This is a genomic window from Clostridia bacterium (assembly GCA_026414765.1).
Classification (GTDB): domain Bacteria; phylum Bacillota; class Clostridia; order Acetivibrionales; family DSM-27016; genus SKW86.
This window is the reverse complement of sequence record JAOAIJ010000019.1, coordinates 77416-100225: the sequence shown is the minus strand read 5'-3', so window position 1 is coordinate 100225 and position 22810 is coordinate 77416. Positions and strand designations below refer to the sequence as shown.

Sequence of the window (22810 nt, the reverse complement as noted above, 5' to 3'; positions counted from 1 at the left end):
GCCTATTTATTAAACTTATTCATAGCTGCTTCTACTCCTGATTTAATTATAGCTTCAACAGCATCGGCAGCATTTGTTATACTTGCATTTATCAACTTTCTGTCCTGCTCATTAAATTTTGACAGCACAAAATCTGCCAGAGCCCATCCTTCCGGTGGCCTGCCTATGCCTATCCTTATGCGGGGAAACTCCTCTGACTGTACATGATATAGTATAGATCTCATTCCATTGTGAGTCCCCGAACTACCTTTTGGTCTTACTCTGATTTTACCTACTGCCAGATCAATATCGTCATATATTAATATAATATTACTTAAGGGTATCTTATACCATTCAATTATTTCCCGCACACTTTCTCCACTGAGATTCATATAAGTCTGCGGTTTTACGAGAATCACCCTCTGCCCGCTTATGGTCCCATCTCCGCTAAGTGCCTTGTGTTTGAGTTTGGTTATCCTGATACCATGCTTTGCAGAAAGATAATCTATAGTATCAAAGCCTACATTATGCCTTGTATTATCATATTTATTCCCAGGGTTCCCAAGCCCTACTACTATGAATATATTTTCCAAAAAACCACCCCAATATATTATTAACAAACGGCAGAAGAAAATTAACATAATATGATTTGCTGTTCTGATTAATTTATGTCTATCCGATGCTTTGCCATTTTGTAATGCTGACTCAGATTCATCAACAGCTATTATATCAAAACCTCAGAAAAAAATTAAGGCCTCTTTTATTAAAGGGACGCATTTTTTCTAATATGCACCCTTATAAAAAGGCCTTTTTAGCTACAATACAATACTTACTATTACTCTTATTTACTGCTGTGTAAATAACGTACTTATGGATATATCACCATAAATTCTCTCTATTGCTTCAGCAAATACACTCGCTACCGAAAGAGATTTAATCTTACTTATCTTCCTCTCGTCAGTCAGCGGAATGGTATTCAGCGTTACCAGTTCCTTTATCGCAGATTTTTCTATCCTTTCGATAGCAGGCCCTGAAAGAACGCCATGCGTACAGCAGGCATATACTTCCTTTGCACCCATATCTACAAGGGCATTTGCAGCGTTTACAATAGTGCCCCCTGTGTCAATCAAGTCATCTACCAGAATAACTCTCTTGCCCTTAACATCACCTATGACATTCATTATTTCGCATACATTAGCTTTAGGTCTTCTCTTGTCTATTATAGCCAGTGGCGTATCGAGTTTCTCAGCTACTTTTCTTGATCTGGTAACGCTACCTACATCAGGTGATACCACAACAACGTCATCCATTGTCTCGAATTTGTTTTTAAAGTATTCACCAAGAATAGGCACTCCCAGTAAATGGTCAACAGGTATATCAAAAAACCCTTGAAGCTGCGATGCGTGTAAATCCATGGTCAATACCCTGTCTGCACCTGCAACTGTAATGAGATTGGCTACCAGCTTTGCTGATATCGGATCTCTCGCTTTTGCTTTTCTGTCCTGCCTTGCATAACCGAAGTAGGGCATAACTGCCGTAATCCTTCCGGCTGACGCTCTCTTAAGCGCATCAATCATTACAAGCAGTTCAACAAGATTATCGTTAACCGGGCAGCAAGTTGACTGAATTATGAATACATCCGATCCTCTAACCACTTCGCCGATATTAACCTGTACTTCACCGTCACTAAACTTTCCAACTGTCGCTACGCCTACAGGCAGCCCTATTTTTTCTGCAATCTCTTCAGCAAGCACCCTGTTGGAATTTCCTGCAAAAATCTTAATATCCTTTCCGTGTAAATTCATTGCCTTTCCCCTTCTCTAATAGTATTTATTTATATTCTATAGTTTAGGGTTTATAGTTCGCTGAATCATTTATGTTCATAGCGTTCTTCTGCACGGCTCTAAACTTTAAACGTTAAACCATAAACTTATTAAGTACTTAGAAAACCGCTTATTTTTTATCCCCTCTGTACATTCCTTTTTTATTTACCCAATCTTCCTTGTTAACCTGACGGCTTCTGGCAATAGCGAGAGAGTTCTCCGGAACTTCTTCCGTTATGGTAGAACCGGCTGCTATATATGCATTATCCTTTACAACTACGGGAGATACCAGGTTGACATTACAACCTACAAAACTATTATCTCCAACTACAGTCTTATGTTTCTTCTTTCCGTCGTAATTTACTACTACTACACCACAGCCTAAGTTTACATTTTTTCCTATTTCAGCATCGCCTATATAGGTAAGATGTGATACTTTTGTTTTGTCTCCGATTTTTGATTTCTTAACCTCAACAAAATCACCGATTTTTACATGTTTCCCGATAACATTCCCAGGCCTCAGGTATGCAAAGGGTCCTATATGAGTATTATTATCAACTGTACTTTCCATTACGACAGAATTATTGATTTCCACTCCATCAGAAATATTTGATGAAATTACTCTGCTGTTTGGACCAATAATACAGTCTTCACCAATGACAGTCAAACCCTCAAGCATTGCACCCGGATATACTATAGTATCCATGCCTATCTTAACCTTATCGTCAATATAGGTTGATTCGGGATCTATAAATGTAACACCGGCTTTCATATGCTTTGTAATAATCCTTTTTCTTATTATTTTGTCAGCTTCAGCAAGTTGAATTCTGTCGTTTATCCCCAGTATTTCATCTTGATTTTCCGCTTTTACGGTACCGACTTTCAAACCTTTTCCTACCAGAATCTCCAGTGTATCTGTCAGGTAGTATTCTCCTTGACTGTTATTATTATTTAGTTCCTTTAAAGCTGCCATGAGATCTTTTATTGTAAAGCAATACATACCTGAATTGATTTCAGTGATTAGTTTTTCCTCATTTGTAGTATCTTTATGTTCAACTATTTTTATTACATTCCCGCTTTTGTCCCTTACGATCCTTCCGTAACCTGTAGGATTATCTAGGTCTACGGTAATAACAGTAGCAGAATTATTATTTGTTTTGTGGACTTTCAGAGCATTCGAAATAGTCTCTGCCGTCACTAAAGGAGTATCCCCGTAAAGTATGATAACATGCCCATCCTTACCTTCCAGGTATTTCTCTGCCTGCATTACTGCATGACCGGTTCCCAGCTGTTTTTCCTGCAAGGCATACTCATATTTATTTCCCATGTATTCTTTCACCTGGTCTGCTCTATGTCCTACCACAAGAACACATTGATTAACTCCTGCATCACCCGCTGCTTCAGCAACCCATTCAACGAGCGCCTTCCCAGCTATCTTATGCATAACTTTTGAATTTTTGGACTTCATCCTTTTGCCTTCACCTGCAGCAAGAATTACCGCCAAAAGGTGTTCCATTATATATTCCTCCTAATTGTTTTTCCTGTACTATTTTCTCACTTTTTATCAAAATTTTCAATGTTTAAATTAAATTAATAATGTTTTTTGTATACATGATACACAATTAACTCTATAAAAGAAAAAAGACGCTTATTTTTTAAGCGTCTTTTACCTCTATTATTCAGCTGTAGTAGACTCATATTTTTCCAAAATTGCCTTTTGAATTTTTTCTCTAGCAGCAGCATTTATCGGATGTGCTATGTCTTTGAATTCACCGTCTGGAGTTTTTCTGCTTGGCATTGCGATAAATAGACCGTTCTGGCTTTCTATAACTTTTATATCATGAATTACAAATTCATTATCAAATGTTACAGAAACAACCGCTTTCATTTTTCCCTCAACATCAATCTTTCTGATACGAACGTCAGTAATCTCCATAGATGTTACCACCTTCCGTTATAATTGTGTATAATATACTATTCGATAAAAATTCATTTTTTCCTTCTTAAATTACAATAATTTCTTATGTAATTTAGTCGAGTAGTGTGTAATAGAAACAATACCCAATATGCTAAACACACCGTAATTCGTATTTAAAATAAGTCAGATAAATTTAAGTATCTTGTCTATAGGATATTCTCTTTTCAATTTTTTTATACTCACTATCAACATATTGTATTATTAGGCGAAATATCAATTATGCTATTTTCCTCATTGACTTCATTTAGTGTCAGAAGCGAAAAATAGTTTTCAACGAGTTTTTTCTGAGGTTCCGCAGTTTCTATCAATACCCCTATACCTGCAACTTCGCATTCAAACTCCTTAGCAAGTTCAACTATCCCTTTTGCCGTTCCTCCGCCCTTCATGAAATCATCTATGAAAAGGAGCTTTGAATTTTTCTTTATCGCCTTCAATGACAAAACCATAGTCTGGATTTTTTTTGATGAGCCGGATACATAGTTTATGTTTACGGATGCTCCGTCAGTAGCTTCATTATAATGCCTCACAATGACAAGGGGTACGTTAAGGTATTTTGCCGTAATAAACGCAAGCGGTATACCCTTCGTTTCTACAGTTACAACATAATCAATTCCTTTAGAGAAGAACTGTCCTGCAAATATTGCGCCTATCTCACTTATGGTTTCCGGATTATATATTACATCCAGCATGTAGATATATCCTCCAGGAAGTATCCGCTCTTTCTTTGCAAGCTCTTCGCACAGGTTTTTCAATATACCTTGGATTTTTGATCTGTTAAGTGAGGGAACAAGCCTAACCCCTCCGGATGCACCTGGTATTGTTTCTATCGTTCCAAGATCTAACCTTGCAAGTATATTACTGACAATATCTATATCTTCGCTTATGGTCGACTTTGCTGACCCGAACATTTCAGTAAAGTGCCCTAAAGTAAAAATTTTACCCGGTGAATCGGTAAGTATTTTAACCAATGCAGCAATACGCTCATTCCTTTGGAGTTTGTCCATTTTAATCCCTCAATCCAAATAAATTATTAGATAACTAAACAAGTATATTATACTATATATATCGAATGATTTAATATGTTTTTAAATAATTATTCGGATTTATTATCAAATTATATTAATTATGATGAACACAGTTATAAAGTCATATTCACTAATCAAAATTACCCCTGGAAATTCATTATCTGCTAATATACTTCAAACTCTTTGCGAAAATTTATATAACTTCAGAGTTTATTGTCTATAATATTTGGATATGAATTCTCATATAATAATTTTAGATTTTTTAAACTTTTACTTTGCATAAAAATAGTGTAGTATATATATGGTGCTACTAAGTCGCACAGTTACGGGTTGCAGACCAAATGTGCCTTATCACATTATCTGTCACCCGTTATTATCGCCGCACAACAAAACTGTGCATATTTAAGGAGTGTTATTTTTTGGAGAATATTAACCTGTTTGAGTCGCCACAAGTAAAGCATATTCATTTTGTAGGTATAGGTGGAAGCAGCATGAGTGGGCTTGCTGAAATATTAATAAGCCTGGGTTACAAGATATCAGGCTCAGATATGAAGGAATCGGCTTCTACCCAAAAACTAGGGAAAATGGGTGCACAAATACGTCCGTACCATAGTGCGGAAAGCATAGAGAATCCTGACCTTGTTGTTTATACGGTAGCTGTAAAAGACAACAATCCGGAGCTGATAAAAGCAAGAGAAATGGGTATACCTGTAATCGACAGAGCAGCTCTTTTAGGACAGCTTATGAAAAAGTACCCTTTCAGCATAGCTATATCAGGTACCCATGGAAAAACTACAACTACATCAATGGTTACAATGATAATGCTTGAGTCCGGCCTCGACCCTACTATCCATATCGGAGGAGAGCTTCCGACTATAGGAGGGAACACCAAGATAGGGGGCAATCAATATTTTATAACTGAAGCATGTGAATACTACGGAAGCTTCCTTAAGTTTAATCCCTACCTTGCAGTTATTCTCAATATTGAGCTGGATCACGTAGATTACTTCAAAGATATAGATCACATCAAGGATACTTTTTATATGTTTGCAAAACTTGTCCCGGATAATGGCTATGTAGTGGCCTGCATTGACGACGCCAATACTTCGGAACTCATTAACAGGCTCTCCTGTAAAAAAATAACCTATGGTGTAAAATCCCCGGATGCAGAATGGACGGCAACCGGAATTGAATATGATGAAAAAGGCTGTGCATCCTTTAAACTTGTAAAGGATGGAAGTGAATTGGACATAATAAGGCTTAGTGTTCCGGGAATACATAATGTAAGTAATTCACTTGCTGCCATAGCCTCGTGTTATGCCCTGGGATGTGATCTGAAATCAATAAAGGAAGGGTTGCTAAAATTTACAGGTACCCTCAGGCGTTTTGAACTTAAGGGGATTGCGGATAACATCAGGGTGGTAGATGATTATGCCCACCATCCTTCAGAAGTCGTAGCGACGCTTAAAGCTGCGAAGAACGGAAATTACGATAAGGTTTGGTGTGTATTCCAACCTCATACCTATACCAGGACAAAATCACTCTTGGGTGACTTTTCTAAGGCCTTTTCCAATGCAGACAGGGTTATAGTATCCGATATATATGCCGCGCGGGAGATAGATACAGGAGAAATACATTCAAGCATGGTGGCAGATAAAATTGCATCCGCAGGACAAAATGCAGTCTATATCAGTGGGTTTGATGCTATAGCCGATTATCTTGATAAAAATGTTTCACCGGGTGATTTGGTAATCACTATGGGTGCAGGTGATATATACAAGGTTGGAGAATTGTTTTTACGTAAAAGGAATCAAATTCCATAAAAATTAACAGCCGCTTTTATAAGCGGCTTTTTTATTTCAATCTTTCGCAGAAATATAGTTATCTTGCTTTTTTACCAATCCAAGACTCATTACAGTATCAAATAAAAAGTTTGAAGCATTTTGTCCGGCATTGACAACTTTTATATCATTATTTATAATGTAAATAATTTGAATCTATGGCATCTTACAGTTAATATGTTTAATAATACAGGTAATTGTTTCGAATAAATATATGCCATTATTAATAGTTTTTGCATCTTTACATAATCTCCAGAAAAAAGGAAGTATTCAATTACATGGTCTATGAGAGAATCGTAGTGCAGAGCAGTATCCATTCTGGTAAATATTAATATATCAGTCAGATGGCTCTAGACATAACATCGGCATCATTTCCGTCCTGGAAAGCGACTGGAAATACGCGAGAGAAAATTTTACTAAATATACCAGTTAACCGAATATTAAGTTCCCTGTTACTAATACTATATTAATAAATTTATTTTGCAGTTATGTACCATAATAAATTAACCATAGTAATGTTAAGTATCTGTTTACTTTGCCCAAGGTTGGTTTAGCACTAATAAATATTTTTGGAGGTTGTAATTATGAGCGAAAAAATCAAAGTATTTTTGGAAGTCGATCCTAACACAGAGGTAGTAATCAAACCTATAGCAGCAGAGTTGTCGAGTCTGAGAGTTAAGAGTAACATTGAGAATGGAGCTTCAATCCAACTTGATGCAACAGCTACAGCCACAGGTGGCCCAGGTCATATTGATGCAGATGTAGATATTCCTTTTTAGTCTATGTATAAAACCAGCCTTGGGACTATTCTAAAAACACAGGAGGGCGAACAAAATGATTTTAATCATGGGACAGAATATTGACCCTCACATTCAAAAGACAAAGGATTTATTGGATAAGTCAGGTTCTGAATACTATGTATTTGACCACCAGAATTGCTATGAAAATCATTCTTTATCATATCATATAAATTCTAATAAGTTTGATTTCAGCTTTTGTATTGGCGAAAAGATCATTGATTACAATAACATCCGTTCAGTCTGGTGGAGACTAAAACCTCCGATTATCCAGCCAAAAGAAACTGTTGAACACCTAAATTATCAAGCCTTGAAGAACCGCGAATGGATTCATTCTCTTAGACCTCTCTACGAAAACATTCCGGCAAAATGGATAAATAACCTGGATTCACACTATAAAGCTTCTTATAAAATCCATCAGCTGGATAAGGCTGTGAAAATGGGTTTCTCAATCCCAAATACCATAGTATCTAATGATACAGATAAAATAAAAGGGTTTATAGAAGCTCATAAACCACACTCTGAGGTCATATATAAGCCGCTGACATATTATTACGAGTTACCCGATAAGGTAACTATGACAACGACAGTATCATCAGCTTTAGTTGATAGGATAAATATGTCTGTAAAGGTTACTCCCGGGATATTCCAGAAAAAAATAACTAAAAAGTATGAATTAAGAATTACAGTTGTCGGAGAAGAGATATTTCCTGTAAGAATTGATACTGCAGGCATTCCTGAAGCTGAAACAGATTGGAGAAATGATATTTATAATGTAAAATACTCTATAACGGATATACCGGAATCGTTTAGAAATCGATTATTAAAGCTGCATAAATCTTTTGGCTTAATTTATGGGGCTTATGACTTTATCGTATCCCAAGATAATAATCTGTTTTTTTTAGAAGTCAATCCGGCAGGGCAATGGTTATGGATGGAAAATTTGATAGATCTTCAGATTACAAAAGCCTTAGTACGGGAAATGATTAATTAAGGCCTTGAGGATTAAAAAATAAGAATAGCCCCTTCCGGGGTTATTCTTATTTTTTAACATTTGCCATTGCAAACTTTATCTCACCTTCTGCTGCTACCTTGTCATCAACAGTTGCACGCACCTTGGCTTTTACCACACCAAGCTTGTTCATCAGGATTTCCGCTTCCAGCTTTAAGGTATCCCCCGGAAGTACAGGCTTTTTAAACTTTATCCCCTCAATGCTGGCAAACAACCCCAGCTTTTTATTGTCCTTATCCTGTTCCGCACTTGCCGTACATATGCCTGCAGTCTGTGCCAAAGCTTCAACTATAAGAACCCCAGGCATTACAGCAAACTCAGGGAAGTGTCCTTGAAAGAAAGGTTCATTTGCTGTTACATTTTTTATTGCTACTATTTTCTGACCTGGTTCCAGTTCCAATACTTTATCTACCAGTAAAAAAGGGTATCTGTGAGGTATTAGTTTCCTTATTTCCATATTATCCAACATACTTGTACTCTCCTTTTTCCTGCCTGACGTAAAACCTCCTATTGATAGGAACTACGTCTTTATATTCAAGAATAACTTTATAATATATTTTAACCATTTTCCCAATAATTGTCCACTATAAACTTATGAATAAGTAATATAACCTGATAATAATTATTTTATCAGCTTAATTATGATTCCGCCGCCCAAGAGCCTTTCCTCACCTCTGTCCGAAGGTCTGTTCAACAGCTTGTTTTCTACTATCATTTCAGTTGATGCACCTCCATCCAACATAGCAGCGCTCCTGACACCATAGCCTACCAGAAATTCCCCAAGCTCCCTGCCTGTCATTCCGGCGCTGTGACCCGGTTGTCTTCCATCAACTGTCACAAGTACAACTTTCCCATCGCCTTTTATCCCTACTGCCGTGCGAGGCTCGCGGTTTGTCAGCGTACCTACCCATGGATCCCGATCTGCAATAACGGTTTTGCCGTCTCTGACTACCCAGCTGCCACATTCATAAGCCTCACTGCCAACATCCGGTTTATAGCTGAACTCCACCCTGTCACCTTCAGCAAAAGGAAAACTTTCGAAATCTTTCGTAGTATACCCAAACAGGGTAATCAGCATTCCATCTTTTGGTATATCCGTACTTCCCATGAAGAGCGAAATATCTCTTATAATATTGTCTTTAATGGTAACAGAAATATTTTTTCCTTCCACTCTGTTTTCTTTTCCGTACTCAGGTGTATAAAGTACAGAATCTCCAGCATTTCCCGGCATATTTATACTGTGCAGCATCATCTTTTTTTTCCCAGAGGTAACCCATAGTTCTGTCTTTACCTGACTGAGATGAGCCCTCCCCTGCTTGACCATAAGTACCGGGAATATACCTGTAGAGCCTGAGAGCAGCCGGCCACCAATACATACCAACCCTCCCGGTCTGCCGTATTCATAGAAGAATCCCGCGTTAACAGCAGCGTATGCACCTTTGCGTGAAGCCATAGAACTGAGCTTTTCATACCCGAATATACTGTCAAAAGAAAGTACTGGCGAAATCGAAACTCTGTCATCACTTAAATCCACCTCCAGGATGTTTATATCCTGCTTTAATCCCCTGATAGTGGTGGAAATATGCTTGTGAAGCACAGGCGATTGGCTCTTCTTGCTGTTCTGCAATACAAAAGGTTTACCGGCTTCTTTTTCTTCAAATAAAAAATGTCCTGCATAAAAGGCTATGAAGGACACAAAAATTATTAGTATTAATGCTGTAAATATCCTCAACTTATTTTTCTTCAACAGAATTCTTGTCTCCCTCCTGTACAGACTTGTATGTTGATTTCATCTGTCTGGAGAGCTGTTTGTAAAGTATATCTGCAAGCCCGACATTGCGGCTTTTTGTTGATTCTTCCACAAGCTTGTCATCCAGCATCCCTTCAAATATTTCCTTTCCCGTATCTGAGGGTAAGAGGTCTGTTTTTGGGACAGTAGCTTTCATTTGCTTGTACATCATATTAATCATAAGACCCTCAAAGTCCTGGCAGACCTTCCTTAGTTCTTTTTCATCACTTTTATCCATGGCACTTTTGAGTTTCTTTTCAAACTCATCATCAGATACTTTATTCTTTGCTGATTCGATAGAATTATCTACATATTTATTATTAATACCACCAATTTCCACAATGCCCCTCCAGTGCTATAAGACGAAATTCCTGTTTATCCCTTAGATTTTATCTTAATCCGGTTCTAAATCAATTTAAGCTTTATCTCTTCAGGTTATTTGCCTGTCCAAGCATTTCATCTGCTGATTGAATAGCCTTTGAGTTAACTTCATACGCTCTCTGCGCAACGATCAGCTTGACCATTTCCTCAACCACCTGTACATTTGACGCTTCAAGGAAACCCTGAGATATAGTGCTCTTGACTCCCTCTTCTGCATCGGCAATGGGATTACCGGAAGCATCAGTTCTATTATAGAAGTTGCTGCCCATACTTTCAAGTCCGTATCTGTTTGGGAATTTTACTACACCGAGCTTTTGTCCCAAATCTATAGTAGTACCTGTATTGTCTACATAGAAGAGCTGTCCGTCTGAGTTTACAGACAGTCTGGATATATCCGCTACAGTGAGGATTATCTCTCCGCCTGCATCATCAAGAACCGGATACCCGTCCGCTGTAGTCAGCTTTTTTCCTTCTTCCGACACACTGATTTTAAAGCTTCCATCCCTTGTATATACTACATCACCCTTAGGTCCTGCCACAGTAAAGAAACCTTCTCCATCAATTGCAAAATCCAAAGGGTTTTCTGTCTTTTCAAAATTTCCTGTCCCATAATTTTTGACTGTAGCTACTACTGTCGTACCGTGTCCAACCTGAAGGTTAACAGGCTTACCCTTCCCATCAAGCATATGCGCCCTGTCTATTGTCTCATAAAGCATATCCTTGAATTCAGCTCTCTCCTTTTTGTAACCTGTAGTATTAACATTAGCGAGGTTGTTTGATATTACATCAACATTGAACTGTTGTGCTATCATTCCTGATCCCGCAGTATATAATGCTCTCATCATAATCTTCTTCCCCCTCTTGTTATCTTACTGCTCCTACTTCATTTACCGCCTTCTCCAGTGTGCTATCCTGTGCCTGAAGCAATTTCTGGCTGGATTCATAAGATCTTGTAACAGCTATCATGTCTACCATCTCTCTTATGATGTTTACATTTGACTGTTCAATGAATCCCTGAGCCACGACTCCGGAAAAAGGCTGTTCTTGTACGTCGCCTTCTGCTGACAGGAGGTTTGAACCGTATTTCCTTAGTGCTGTCGTATCTTTAAAATCTTTTATTTTTAGCTTGTCGACCAACTCCCCATTCTGGAAAATGGAGCCGTCGGAACTTACAGAAAAATTTTCACTGTCCAGGGTGATAATGCCATTCTGTCCTAAAACCGGATACCCGTCTTTTGTTACAAGTTGTCTGTCAGCATTTAAGACAAATGCCCCGTCCCTTGTATAATATTCCTTCATTCCACCATTTTCACCAGGAATACCTATTGAAAAAAACGCCGTATCGGTTCCATGAAAAGCAATATCAAGATTACTGCCGCTTTTTGTGAGCTGCCCTTGTTTATAGTTAGTGAATATCTCACCTATATCACTTCCAAGTTCCATGCTTCCCACTTTCCCGGAGGGATTCAGGGGACTTCTTGTATCATTCAACCTTCTTGCAAGTACATCAGGAAAGCTTTCAAATACTACAAGATCACGCTTGTAGCCATTTGTACTGACATTGGCAAGATTATTGGATATGACATCCATCTTTTTACTGTTTGCAAGCATGCTCCATCCTGAAGTGTATAAGCCTCTTATCATAATTTTTACTCCCTAAAAGTTTATGGCAATAAATATATCGGAAATTATACTTCCCGGCTTAATAAAAAAAATCAGTATATGGCTAACCATATACTGACTTATTATAGACTATATTTATCTTTTATTGCTTCTGTTTTCAATTGTTGCATTTTGCTCGATAACTTCAATATTGTCAAGCGCCTTACCTGTACCTAAAGCCACGCATGATATTGCATCATCGGCAATGATAACATTAATCCCTGTTTTCTCCTGCAGGAGCTTGTCCAGCCCATATATAAGACTACCGCCGCCCGTCATCACTATTCCCCTATCGCTTATATCGGCAGCGAGCTCGGGAGGAGTCCTCTCCAATACCGAATGTACTGCCTCTACAACACTAGAGATAGGTTCTTCAAGCGCTTCCATTATTTCAGTTGATGTTATTGTAATAGTCTTTGGTAATCCCGATATAAGATTTCTTCCCCTTATGTCCATAGAAACTTCCTGAACTCTCGGATAAACTGTACCAATATTGATTTTCAGCTCTTCAGCCGTACGTTCTCCGATCATAATATTATGCTTTTTACGCATATATCTTACTATAGCTTCATCAAACTTATCCCCTGCAACTTTTATCGAAGAGCTGACAACAGTGCCTCCAAGTGAGATAACAGCTATATCCGTCGTACCGCCGCCTATATCTACAACCATACTACCACATGCTTTGGAGATATCTATTCCTGCACCTATTGCAGCTGATATCGGTTCTTCAATGAGGTAGGTTTTTCTTGCCCCTGCCTGCATGGCTGCATCAATTACGGCCCTCTTTTCCACTTCAGTTACACCACTGGGAACGCAAACCATGATTCTGGGTTTAAAAAGTTTGAATACCCTGTTTCCGCAAACCTTATTAATAAAATATTTTAACATTCTCTCAGTTATATCATAATCAGAAATAACGCCTTCTCTCAAAGGCCTGATAGCAACAATGTTACCCGGTGTCCTACCGAGCATTCTCCTGGCTTCCTCGCCTACTGCAAGGAGCTTGTTTGTATTCTTATCAATAGCCACAACGGAAGGTTCTCTTAATACTATACCCTTCCCCTTTATATAAACAAGAACTGTGGCAGTTCCAAGGTCTATACCGATATCTTGTCCGAAGCCCAACAGAATACATCTCCCTTTTGACCGATTTATGTATATCATAATTAATATTATCATATTATTTCAATAATGCAATATTTTTTAGCCTTATTATGATTATATATAAGCCTAAAGACCCATATACAAATTTTGCACGCCGGATTCATATGGTATTTTAGGCCCCCATAATGTAAATAAGGAAGACAAAGTAATGCTGCATACCCTGTCTTCCAGCTTCAGGTGACCTTATATTTAAAATCAGATTCCACCCTGATATTTAGCTTTGGTTGCTTGCCCTCCCCTTATATGCCTTTCTGCCTTGTTTTCTTCAAGGACCATTTTTACATTTTCAGCTAATGCAGGCTGGATCTGGAGTAATCTTTCAGTTACATCCTTGTGTACTGTGCTTTTGCTGATACCATACTTTTTTGCGGCTGCCCTTACAGTTGTTTTCTTCTCAATAATATAGTTAGCAAGTTCTAACACTCTTTCTTCTATATACCCCTTCAACTATATGCCCCCCTCTATGTGCAATTGACAACTGACAATCAATCTTTATCCCATGCTATATAAACTATTGACTTCCAATTGTGCATATTGCCAACTGTCAATTTATCAGTTCATTGCCTATAACCTATTTAATATATATGCCCTAGAGGGTTTCGTTATGATAAAAAGGGACTTAGCATTTACTAAATGCCAAGTCCCTTAGATATCGCTATTTTTCAGGCAAATATGTTTTCGGGTCAACCAGCTTATTATTCTTCCATACTTCAAAGTGCAAATGCGAGCGCTCTGAGGATTCAAAGGCGGCTGTACTTCCGACTGCTCCTATCACATCTCCCTGCTTTACTTTTTGATTTGGCGTTACCATCTCATCACTTGCAAGGTTTGCATACACTGTCTTTGTTCCATTCCCATGATCTATATATACCATTATACCGTACCGCGGATCACCTTTTATTTCACTAATAACACCATCTGCAACTGCTTTTACAGGAGCGCCCCTATCAGCAGCCAGGTCAACACCGTCATGAGTACGCCAATCTTCCAAGGTTTTTGAATATACCAGCTTATCCTGAGCATACTCAAATGTAACATCCCCAAATACAGGCATTATAAATTTTTCAGATGAACTGTCTTTTTTAGCGGAGACCAGTTTTTTCCCCGTCTGAGCAGCTTTATTCTGCTGCGGCTTTCCTTCCTTTTTACTTTCATTTAGTGCAATCGTACTGCCGGCAACAGCAGTTGTGCTTTTATTATCCGCACCTGTGACAGCCTTTGGCTCTGATGATGCAGCAGGGCTGGTTATTGCAGATTGATCAACTTTTGGAGAGGTTGTCTTATCCCCTTCAACAGCTTTTTCGCCGCTATCGTATGCATGTGGGATAATCTGGGTATCTGAATCCGTACCTTGCGAGGTTATAGTATTTGTTGACAGAAGTACTGCTGCTACTCCAACAATTGCAATGCATAAAATCAAAACAATATAGAATCCTTTTTTATCCAGGAATTCTAAAATTCCTTTCTTAGATGTTTTTTTCTCTGGAAATAATTTTCTTTCGTTCACAATTTCCACCTCCATATAATATTGTTTCCGCACTTGGCAACAATATACATACAGAAACAAAAAATTATTAGCCGGATACTATGCCGGAAATCAACCTTACGAACGGTTTACAGCGCTTATTTCTACTTTTTTGCTTATTTGCCGATCTTCTGCAATTCCACTCCGGTATAATAGTATTTTAATATCTCTTCAAAATTTCCACCGGACTTTGCCAGATAATCGGCTCCCCATTGACTCATGCCTACTCCATGCCCATGCCCTGTTACTGTAATTTTAAGAGTATCTTTTCCTTTCTCTTCTATTTCAAAGTTTGCTGATTTAAGACCATACAGTGACCTGAAACTGGTACCTTTGACAGTTATGTTTCCTATTTGCAGGTTTCTGACACGGCCTCCTTCTGTGTGTCCCAGTATCTTTATATTGACTGGCAGATTTTTTTTACTTACTTTTAATTCAGGATACTGCTTCTTTAACGTATCATAGAAATCATCTACAGTTATAATCAGCTCACTTCTATAGTCCTTGGCCCCTACCTCCCCACTGCTTGTTACACTGCGAAGATAAGGTTCTTTCTTACCCTCCCACACATCCTCTGAATTCTCGGTTTTACCCCCGCTATTGGCATGGAACACCGGATTTATGATCCTGTCCTCATAAACTAAAATCAAGCCGTTAGTTTCATTTACTGCTCTCTCTATCTTCGACCAGTATCTGTAAGTGTTAAGAATGCCCCATTTCTTTGCAGCCGTTTTTTTATCAGTCCATGCCTGACAATGGGCGGAATTGGTACATATATCGGCATTCTCATGTGCTTTATCCTCTGTTTTGTATAAACCTTTCGCCCTTCCCACAGCATAAGTTCTGGCTGCCACAGCCTGTGCTTTTAGCGCTTCTATCCCAAACTCCGCCGGCATTTCTGCAGCAACTACACCCTTAACATATTGCTCCAGCGGCATTTCAGATACTTTATCATCCGCAGAGTTGTATACTTTTATCTTAAGACCTGTCTGCTGTATTTCAGGAAAATTTTTTTCTTCTGTTTCCTTGTTTTCTATACTGCATCCTCTTACTATCAAGAAGGGTAAAATAACAACTACTATTGTCATTAAAAAAGAATAATATAAAAGTTTCTTCATCACTTATCCCTGTGAGTGCACATCAGTATGTGCGCCTATGCTCATAATCTGTTGAAGTACAGCTAAGCTGTGCATATATAATATATATTCATGGATAAGCACTTTATGATTACATAAAAATTACGTAAGCAGTATGATGCAGTAGATATTATTTATTCCGGATATTAGCCTGAGGTGAGAAGTCCCTGAAGTTCATTGAAGACAGCTTATCCGCATTTGTGGACATTAAAATGTTTACGGTTCTTTTTGAGTTCAAGTGTATGACCACAGTGAGGGCATGAGATCAGCAAAATTTTCCTTTCTATGATAAGATACAAGCGCGATATCAACTCAGATATTTAGTTTTTAATAAATCAGATAATAGTAAAACACCTTTTTTGATTACATCAGGTTCTAAATGTCCATACCCTATAAGCAGCTTGCTTTGATGCCTGCCTTTCTCTATGCAGTGGCTTTCTACAGGAGTAATATATATTCCGTTTTTCAGACAATTACTTATAAACGCCTCGTCAAATATCATTTTAGGAAAATCTATAGCGACATGCAACCCGGCGGAATCTCCATAAGCAATCCACTCGTTGCCAAAGGCTTCTTCCAGCGACTCCAACAACACCTGTCGGCGCAAGCCATAAGTTTTACGCATCTTTTGGACATGCCGGTCAAACTTACGTGTCTTTAAGAAATCTGCCAAAGCAGCCTGTTCAAAGGGTGAATTTTGTACATCCGTATGAGTACGCAGATCACACCAGCGTGCTTGAAGCTGATAGGGCAAAATTACATAGCCTATCCTCAGCGCTGGAAAAACTGCTTTACTGAAAGTGCCAACATAGATCACACGTTGCGGATCCAAAGTGTAAAGCGGAGCAATGGGCTCGCCGATATATCGGAATTCGCTGTCATAATCGTCTTCGATAATATAAAGATCGTTTTCTCTGGCAAAGCGGATCAGCACAGCACGGCGTGATGCAGGAAGAATTCCTCCCAAGGGAAACTGATGAGAAGGCGTAACATATATTGGGCCTGTACTTCCGCACTTTGACAGGTAATCGGTTTGCATCCCTTCGGCATCGACCGGTATAGGAACAATGGAGCAGCCTTTATTTATAAACGTGCCAAGCATTCCGATATGACAGGGATCCTCCATCAATATTTTTTGGCCGTCCCCGCACAGAAGATCTGCAACAAGATGAAGCCCGTGCGTTGCGCCAGCAGTAATAAAGATATCGTCTGATGCAACCTTAAGACCCCGACTTCTGAACAACCAAGTCGCAATTTCCTCTCGAAGGTCAGGCAATCCCTGTGGTCCGGTATAACCAAAAGCCTCAAGAGTCAGTTCCTCGGAAGCCTTATGCAGCAGTTTCTGCCAAAGGAATCTAGGAAATTGCCTTAAGTCGGGCCTGCCCGTCCGAAAGCTTACTGAAATTGACCGAACTGCCTCGCTTTTTATTTTAGGAGATAATGCCGGTTCAACAGGTTCAATGCATAAACCATCCGAGACCCGTGTGTAGGCTCCCTGACGGCTTATAAGGAAGCCCTCTGCAATCAGCAAGTCATAAGCCTCGCAAACTGTATTGCGGGAAACATTCAGTTCCTTTGCTAATTCCCTTGTGGACGGCAGAACTTCTCCCGCTTTCAGCTGTCCGGATATCATCAGTTCCTTTAAATACTGATAAATTTGGCGCCATAACTGCAATTCACTTTTCCGGTTCAATTCAATTCCTAACATAATGCCTCCAACTGGCTCTTTAAAATCTATTCTATACTGGCTCTTCAATAGCACCAGTTGTATGGGTAAAATTATACCATCATGTTAAAAGAATGCAATGCATTTTCGGAGAGATATTAGAATGGATCGTTTGAATGGGAACTTATATTTGATTTGCGCTTTTTCGCTGGCAGGAACCAGCGTCATATCGGCCAGATTCGTTACGGAAAAGCTCGGAACGTTTACAGTTACGGCAGTAAGCCTGTTTTTCGCGCTCGTGTTTTTGGTCCCATTATGCGGTAAACAACTTGCCCGCTATATTCGGTTAATGTCATTTCGCAATTTTCTTTTTTTGTTACTTCAGGCCTTATGCGGTATTTTTCTGTTCCGTATGTTTTTACTAAGCGGCCTTTATTATACCAGTGCTGGAGAAGCGGGCATACTCACAGGCGCAACGCCTGCCATAACAGCACTTCTTGCTATGATTGTATTAAGGGAGCCGGTCAACAGCAGAAAACTAACCGGAATACTCTGTACTGTAGGAGGCATCTTGATCATTCAAGGCGTATTAACGCCGGGAAACGGTTTATCCTTGAAACACATCGGCGGGAATATGCTCGTACTTTGTGCAGCGGCTTGTGAGTCCGCCTTCAACACACTGTCACGCATTTCTGCCATCAAGGCTGCGGCGGACTTGAAAGAACCTTCAAGTCCTATTGCTCAAACCGCAATTGTATCGGCAATTGCTCTGATTCTATGCCTTATCCCTGCACCGTTTGAGCATCCTTTGAAGGAACTTTCAGGAATCGGCCTTATGGAATGGACGGCTCTTCTTTGGTACGGTGTATTTGTAACAGCTCTGGCATTTATCTGTTGGTACTCTGGAATAAAGCGATGCGGCGCGTTCACAGCTGCGGCTTTTTCGGGCATGATGCCGTTTACTTCCATGCTACTATCGACTGTAGTATTGGGCGAAAGCGCCGGTTACCAGCACTGGTTGGGTGGTTTTCTTGTAATCGTCGGTATGATCCTTATCGGTACTGAAGGCATTGATGCCTCATCTCCATCAAAGAATATTGAAAGCGGCGAAAAGGAACAGGTAAAGGAATAGGTCTCATCGACCGTCTCACGGTACAGTTCAAATCCGGTGTCGCGTTGGAAACTGCGATATAGGGAACAGAAATAGGTGGCCGCCAGCTGCCGAAAATTACCTTGCTGGCGGTCTCTGCGCTTGTGAAGGAGAGTACAATAAATTGATATAATAAAATCAATGCACCTTTGAATTTGCAAAATAAAAATCACACAAGAAATCTATCGTCTAAAAGGTTGAAATCTAAGGCAGGGTATCTGCCGGGCTAACATTCAAACTGGTATACAAAATGGGGTCAGGTCAAGAGGATTGTTAACTTTTTTCATAAAAACAATTGACTATCACTCTGGGTGTTAGTTTATGATTATTTTGAGGTGATAGAAATGTTAATTAATGAAACCTGCAAAGTAACAAATTTAACAAAAAAAGCAATTGAGTATTATACAGAACAAAAATTAGTTTTCCCTACTGTTTTAGAAAATGGGTACCGGGATTTTAGTGCAGACGATATTGACCGATTAAAAAAGATTTCCGTTTTTCGGAGACTTGGACTTAGCACAGAAGAAGTTAAAGCAGTGTTAGCCGATGAAACTGGTGGTACGCTTCAAAAATTATCAGTTCAAAAAGATTTGAGAGTCCAAAAAGAACAGGCAAAGAAAGTTGTTTTAGATAAGCTTAGTCGCAGTAAAAACTATGCTGAAATAAGTATGGATTTGAAAGCAATAGAGCAAAGTGCGACAGTTACCGAAAAGCTCTTAGATGCTTTTCCAGGGTATTATGGCAGATTCATATGCCTTCATTTTGCTCGTTTTTTAAATGAACCGATGATAACGGTTGAGCAGCAATCAGCATATAGGGAAATCATAGAGTTTTTAGATAATGTACGTACACTTAGTTTTCCTGAAGATTTGCAGGCTTTTTTGATTGAAGGTACAAAACACATTGGTGTAAAGGATATTAACGAGATGATAGAAAGCGTAAAGCAATCTATTGAAAAGCCGGATAAATTTTTATCGGAAAACAAGGAGATTTTAGAGCATTACATAGCATTTAGACAATCAGATGAATACAAGAATTCCCCAATATATAAAATACAAGCTTTGCTGAAAGAGTTTAACAAGACTAGTGGTTACTACGATAAATTCATACCAGCAATGAAGAAATTAAGTGTTTCATATGCAGATTATTATAAGCAAATGGAACTTGCGAATGAAAAACTTCTTATCCTATATCCTGAGATAGAATAATTTTTAGCTCTTCCAAAGCTAAGTAAACGCTTAAGGCTCCAGGAATTAGCGTCTAAATCCAATACAAGAGCACCCTATTCTCTGAGATAATCCTTGTTAATTTCCGTAAGAACAGTCTGAATAGAAAAAGGCACTTTGTATTTATTGAGAAAAGAAATTCCCTTAATAACATAGCTATAGCTTCATTCTAAAGACAAAGGCAGACAGCAAAGTCCGCTGTCTGCCTTCCCTAAAACCCACGGTTCAGGTTGTAACCCTATGAAGACGCGCCAAAATTCGTACATCCTTTTATTCGTCTACTCGCTTAATATCAGCTCCTAGAGCCTTCAATTTTTTATCAATCCCTACATATCCCCGTTCCACATGCTCTATATCCGTTATTTCCGTAACTCCTTCCGCCGTAAGTCCTGCAAGTATCAGTGCAGCACCTGCTCTTAAATCAGTTGCCTTTACCTGAGCACCCATTAGATTAGGCGTCCCTTCTATAACAGCACTTCTACCCTCAATTTTAATATTTGCACCCATTCTTTTCAATTCACTAAGGTGCATAAAACGGTTTTCAAAAATAGTTTCAATCACTATGCTTGTGCCTTCTGCCTTGCTTACCAGTGAAGTCATTTGTGCCTGCATATCTGTCGGAAATCCCGGATAAGGATGCGTCTTTATATCAACCGCTTTTAAGTTCCCTCCCCCGCTAACCCTTATACTGGTAAGCTCTTCGGAAACTTCAACACCTGCTTCTCTTAACTTTGCACTTACAGGCTTCAGGTGGTCGGGAACTACATTTTCGATAATAACATCCCCACCGGTAATAGCGGAAGCCACCATAAATGTGCCTGCTTCAATCCTGTCAGGAATAATCGCGTGATTGGCTCCGGTAAGATTTTTTACACCATTTATCTTTATGGTGTCCGTTCCGGCACCCTTTATATCTGCTCCCATAGCTGTAAGATAGGTAGCCAAATCAACAATTTCAGGTTCGATAGCCGCATTTTCGATTATTGTCTGTCCGTCAGCAAGTGCAGCTGCCATTAATATATTCTCGGTAGCACCCACGCTTGGAAAGTCAAGGTAAATCTTACTGCCGCACAGCCTTCCTTGAATCTTTGCTTCAATATAGCCGTGCCCCTGAGTTATTTCTGCCCCCATAGCTGCAAACCCTTTCAGATGTAAGTCAACAGGCCTTGTCCCTATAGCACAGCCACCAGGCAAAGATACCCGTGCAACTCCCCTTTTCGCAAGCAGGGGGCCCATAACAAGGAAAGATGCCCTTAATTTGTTTACAAGCTCGTATGGAGCCGTAGTACTGCATATATTTTCCGGATTAACATTTATTTTTTCCCTGTTCTCAGAAAAATCAACCTTTGCCCCCAGAGACCTCAGAAGCTCACACATTACCTTCACATCATTCAAATACGGAATTTCCTCAATCACACTTTGCCCATCTGTCAGCAGTGAAGCTGCAATTATCGGTAATACTGAGTTTTTCGCACCACTTACTCTTACTTTACCTTTTAACGGCATACCCTGTGAAATAATATATTTAGACACGTGGCTTCTTCCTTTCAGTATATTTTCTATATTTATCCTTCGTAATCAAACTTGGTTCTAACTAAATAAGCTATGGATATAACTGCTTATTGCCAGTATCCCTTTACCTGCTGCAGGTCAATATTCCTTTGTAATCACCGGAGTTGCGAGCCATATGTACGTTTTGTCCTCAAAAGAGTTATACCTTATTGCTAAGCTCAGATTCACTTTTTTGCCATTCACTTTAATAGAATCGGCTATACTGGGAGAATAGGCCGATACACTGATCAGACGATCGTCCCTGATACCCTCGATTTTACTCGCTTCCGCCTCCTTTAAAATATTGATTGCAATATTATTAAGTTTTTCATCATCCAATTTCCCCTGATAGTTTCCTATTATACATGTATTAACTCTTATTGAAATCCCGTTATTTTCAAAAGCTTTACGGATTTTCCTGCATGTCTCTTCTAAACCGTCAATTGAAATATCCTGTGTTATAGTTCCCGAGACAGTTTTCTCAACAGATTTCCCTTCTTTTTTATCAATCCTTAAGTTTATGCTGACAGCCTCGCTGTTGCCCAAAACCCCTTTTATCTCAAGCTTCTCAAGCATGTCATTCTTTAAGATATCTGTTTTATAACCATCATTTCTCACTACGCCGATATCATACGCAATATTTTCCAGCAAAATTTTCAAATCACTAATGTTTTTATGATTATTGCTAATCCTTGCCCAAAAATATATTTCACTGGTAACGGCTTTTGCACCTGAATTCTTGAAAGATCTTAATAAAGTTGCTTCTGAAGAGTCAGTATCTGAGTGGGATTTTATGTAATACATAGATGAGGCTAAAATGGATAAAACTATAAAAACAAAAATCAAAAATGTCTTTTTCATGTATATCCCCCTTTATTGCCGGTTGTGCAGAAATGCTCAACTGAATTACAATAAAATTATTGCCCCTTTACTACTGGGATATACATACAATATTTTAATTACAACACTGCAACTGGCTATCGGCCTAATCTTTGCTTAAACAAAAATCATATGGAAAGTATAGTTTTTATATATCAGGAAAATTGTTCATATTTTTCAAGCCGGTTTATAGTTGCAATTTATTGGTTTATGTAATTTTATT

22 protein-coding genes are annotated in these 22810 nt (G+C 38.9%); 5 read left to right on the top strand and 17 right to left on the bottom strand.

The features are described from left to right. Positions 1-2: 2 nt before the first annotated feature. The 5 genes from pth to purR all read right to left on the bottom strand — a co-directional run bounded on the left by pth (position 3) and on the right by purR (position 4784). Positions 3-572, bottom strand: coding sequence for an aminoacyl-tRNA hydrolase (gene pth, locus N3I35_07075; GenBank protein MCX8129846.1), 570 nt, complete (start codon positions 570-572; stop codon positions 3-5). A 252-nt stretch (positions 573-824) separates the two neighbouring features. Next, complete coding sequence (locus tag N3I35_07070; protein MCX8129845.1) at positions 825-1784, bottom strand: ribose-phosphate diphosphokinase; 960 nt, start codon at positions 1782-1784, stop codon at positions 825-827. A 148-nt stretch (positions 1785-1932) separates the two neighbouring features. Continuing rightward, entirely contained in the window at positions 1933-3318 is a 1386-nt protein-coding gene (gene glmU / locus N3I35_07065) for a bifunctional UDP-N-acetylglucosamine diphosphorylase/glucosamine-1-phosphate N-acetyltransferase GlmU (protein MCX8129844.1), read from the bottom strand. Between the two features lie 159 nt (positions 3319-3477). Next, entirely contained in the window at positions 3478-3738 is a 261-nt protein-coding gene (gene spoVG / locus N3I35_07060; protein MCX8129843.1) for a septation regulator SpoVG, read from the bottom strand. 227 nt (positions 3739-3965) lie between these two features. After that, positions 3966-4784: a pur operon repressor gene (gene purR, locus N3I35_07055; protein ID MCX8129842.1), complete on the bottom strand. Its 819-nt coding sequence runs from the start codon at positions 4782-4784 to the stop codon at positions 3966-3968. A 440-nt stretch (positions 4785-5224) separates the two neighbouring features. On the opposite strand from purR, the gene murC reads away from it, so the two are divergent. The 3 genes from murC to N3I35_07040 all read left to right on the top strand — a co-directional run bounded on the left by murC (position 5225) and on the right by N3I35_07040 (position 8437). After that, positions 5225-6628 (top strand): UDP-N-acetylmuramate--L-alanine ligase, encoded by a 1404-nt coding sequence (gene murC / locus N3I35_07050; GenBank protein ID MCX8129841.1) that lies wholly within the window; start codon positions 5225-5227, stop codon positions 6626-6628. Positions 6629-7230: 602 nt separating this feature from the next. Continuing rightward, a complete protein-coding gene (locus N3I35_07045) occupies positions 7231-7425 on the top strand; it encodes a hypothetical protein (GenBank protein MCX8129840.1) in 195 nt (64 codons plus the stop codon). Between the two features lie 55 nt (positions 7426-7480). Further along, the gene (locus N3I35_07040; GenBank protein MCX8129839.1) at positions 7481-8437 is read left to right on the top strand and encodes a hypothetical protein; all 957 of its coding nucleotides are present in this window, start codon (positions 7481-7483) and stop codon (positions 8435-8437) included. A 46-nt stretch (positions 8438-8483) separates the two neighbouring features. Here N3I35_07040 and fabZ read toward each other — a convergent pair whose 3' ends face one another. The 10 genes from fabZ to N3I35_06990 form a co-directional block, all read right to left on the bottom strand. Further along, a complete protein-coding gene (fabZ, locus tag N3I35_07035) occupies positions 8484-8924 on the bottom strand; it encodes a 3-hydroxyacyl-ACP dehydratase FabZ (GenBank protein ID MCX8129838.1) in 441 nt (146 codons plus the stop codon). 153 nt (positions 8925-9077) lie between these two features. Then, positions 9078-10202, bottom strand: a complete 1125-nt coding sequence (locus tag N3I35_07030) for a phosphodiester glycosidase family protein (protein ID MCX8129837.1) — start codon at positions 10200-10202, stop codon at positions 9078-9080. Further along, positions 10189-10584 carry a rod-binding protein gene (locus N3I35_07025; GenBank protein ID MCX8129836.1) on the bottom strand — a complete coding sequence of 132 codons (396 nt, stop codon included), beginning with the start codon at positions 10582-10584 and terminating at the stop codon, positions 10189-10191. The genes N3I35_07030 and N3I35_07025 overlap by 14 nt, the downstream gene beginning before the upstream one ends. 82 nt (positions 10585-10666) lie before the next feature. Next, positions 10667-11470, bottom strand: a complete 804-nt coding sequence (gene flgG, locus N3I35_07020; GenBank protein MCX8129835.1) for a flagellar basal-body rod protein FlgG — start codon at positions 11468-11470, stop codon at positions 10667-10669. A 19-nt stretch (positions 11471-11489) separates the two neighbouring features. Beyond that, the gene (locus N3I35_07015; GenBank protein ID MCX8129834.1) at positions 11490-12269 is read right to left on the bottom strand and encodes a flagellar hook-basal body protein; all 780 of its coding nucleotides are present in this window, start codon (positions 12267-12269) and stop codon (positions 11490-11492) included. A 114-nt stretch (positions 12270-12383) separates the two neighbouring features. After that, positions 12384-13454 (bottom strand): rod shape-determining protein, encoded by a 1071-nt coding sequence (locus tag N3I35_07010; GenBank protein ID MCX8129833.1) that lies wholly within the window; start codon positions 13452-13454, stop codon positions 12384-12386. 195 nt (positions 13455-13649) lie between these two features. Beyond that, entirely contained in the window at positions 13650-13901 is a 252-nt protein-coding gene (gene spoIIID, locus N3I35_07005; protein MCX8129832.1) for a sporulation transcriptional regulator SpoIIID, read from the bottom strand. 208 nt (positions 13902-14109) lie between these two features. Then, positions 14110-14961, bottom strand: coding sequence for a M23 family metallopeptidase (locus N3I35_07000; protein ID MCX8129831.1), 852 nt, complete (start codon positions 14959-14961; stop codon positions 14110-14112). 134 nt (positions 14962-15095) lie between these two features. Next, complete coding sequence (gene spoIID / locus N3I35_06995) at positions 15096-16097, bottom strand: stage II sporulation protein D (GenBank protein ID MCX8129830.1); 1002 nt, start codon at positions 16095-16097, stop codon at positions 15096-15098. A 325-nt stretch (positions 16098-16422) separates the two neighbouring features. Continuing rightward, positions 16423-17823 carry a PLP-dependent aminotransferase family protein gene (locus N3I35_06990; GenBank protein MCX8129829.1) on the bottom strand — a complete coding sequence of 467 codons (1401 nt, stop codon included), beginning with the start codon at positions 17821-17823 and terminating at the stop codon, positions 16423-16425. A 121-nt stretch (positions 17824-17944) separates the two neighbouring features. Here N3I35_06990 and N3I35_06985 point away from each other — a divergent pair, with 121 nt between their 5' ends. Together N3I35_06985 and N3I35_06980 are read left to right on the top strand one after the other, a co-directional pair. Next, the gene (locus N3I35_06985; protein ID MCX8129828.1) at positions 17945-18913 is read left to right on the top strand and encodes a DMT family transporter; all 969 of its coding nucleotides are present in this window, start codon (positions 17945-17947) and stop codon (positions 18911-18913) included. A gap of 362 nt (positions 18914-19275) precedes the next feature. Further along, positions 19276-20139 carry a MerR family transcriptional regulator gene (locus tag N3I35_06980; GenBank protein ID MCX8129827.1) on the top strand — a complete coding sequence of 288 codons (864 nt, stop codon included), beginning with the start codon at positions 19276-19278 and terminating at the stop codon, positions 20137-20139. A 288-nt stretch (positions 20140-20427) separates the two neighbouring features. Here the strand turns inward: N3I35_06980 and murA are convergent, their stop codons facing one another. Continuing rightward, on the bottom strand, positions 20428-21690 hold the full coding sequence (gene murA / locus N3I35_06975; GenBank protein ID MCX8129826.1) for a UDP-N-acetylglucosamine 1-carboxyvinyltransferase: 1263 nt from the start codon (positions 21688-21690) through the stop codon (positions 20428-20430). 117 nt (positions 21691-21807) lie between these two features. Next, positions 21808-22569 (bottom strand): YwmB family TATA-box binding protein, encoded by a 762-nt coding sequence (locus tag N3I35_06970; protein ID MCX8129825.1) that lies wholly within the window; start codon positions 22567-22569, stop codon positions 21808-21810. Between the last annotated feature and the right edge of the window lie 241 nt (positions 22570-22810).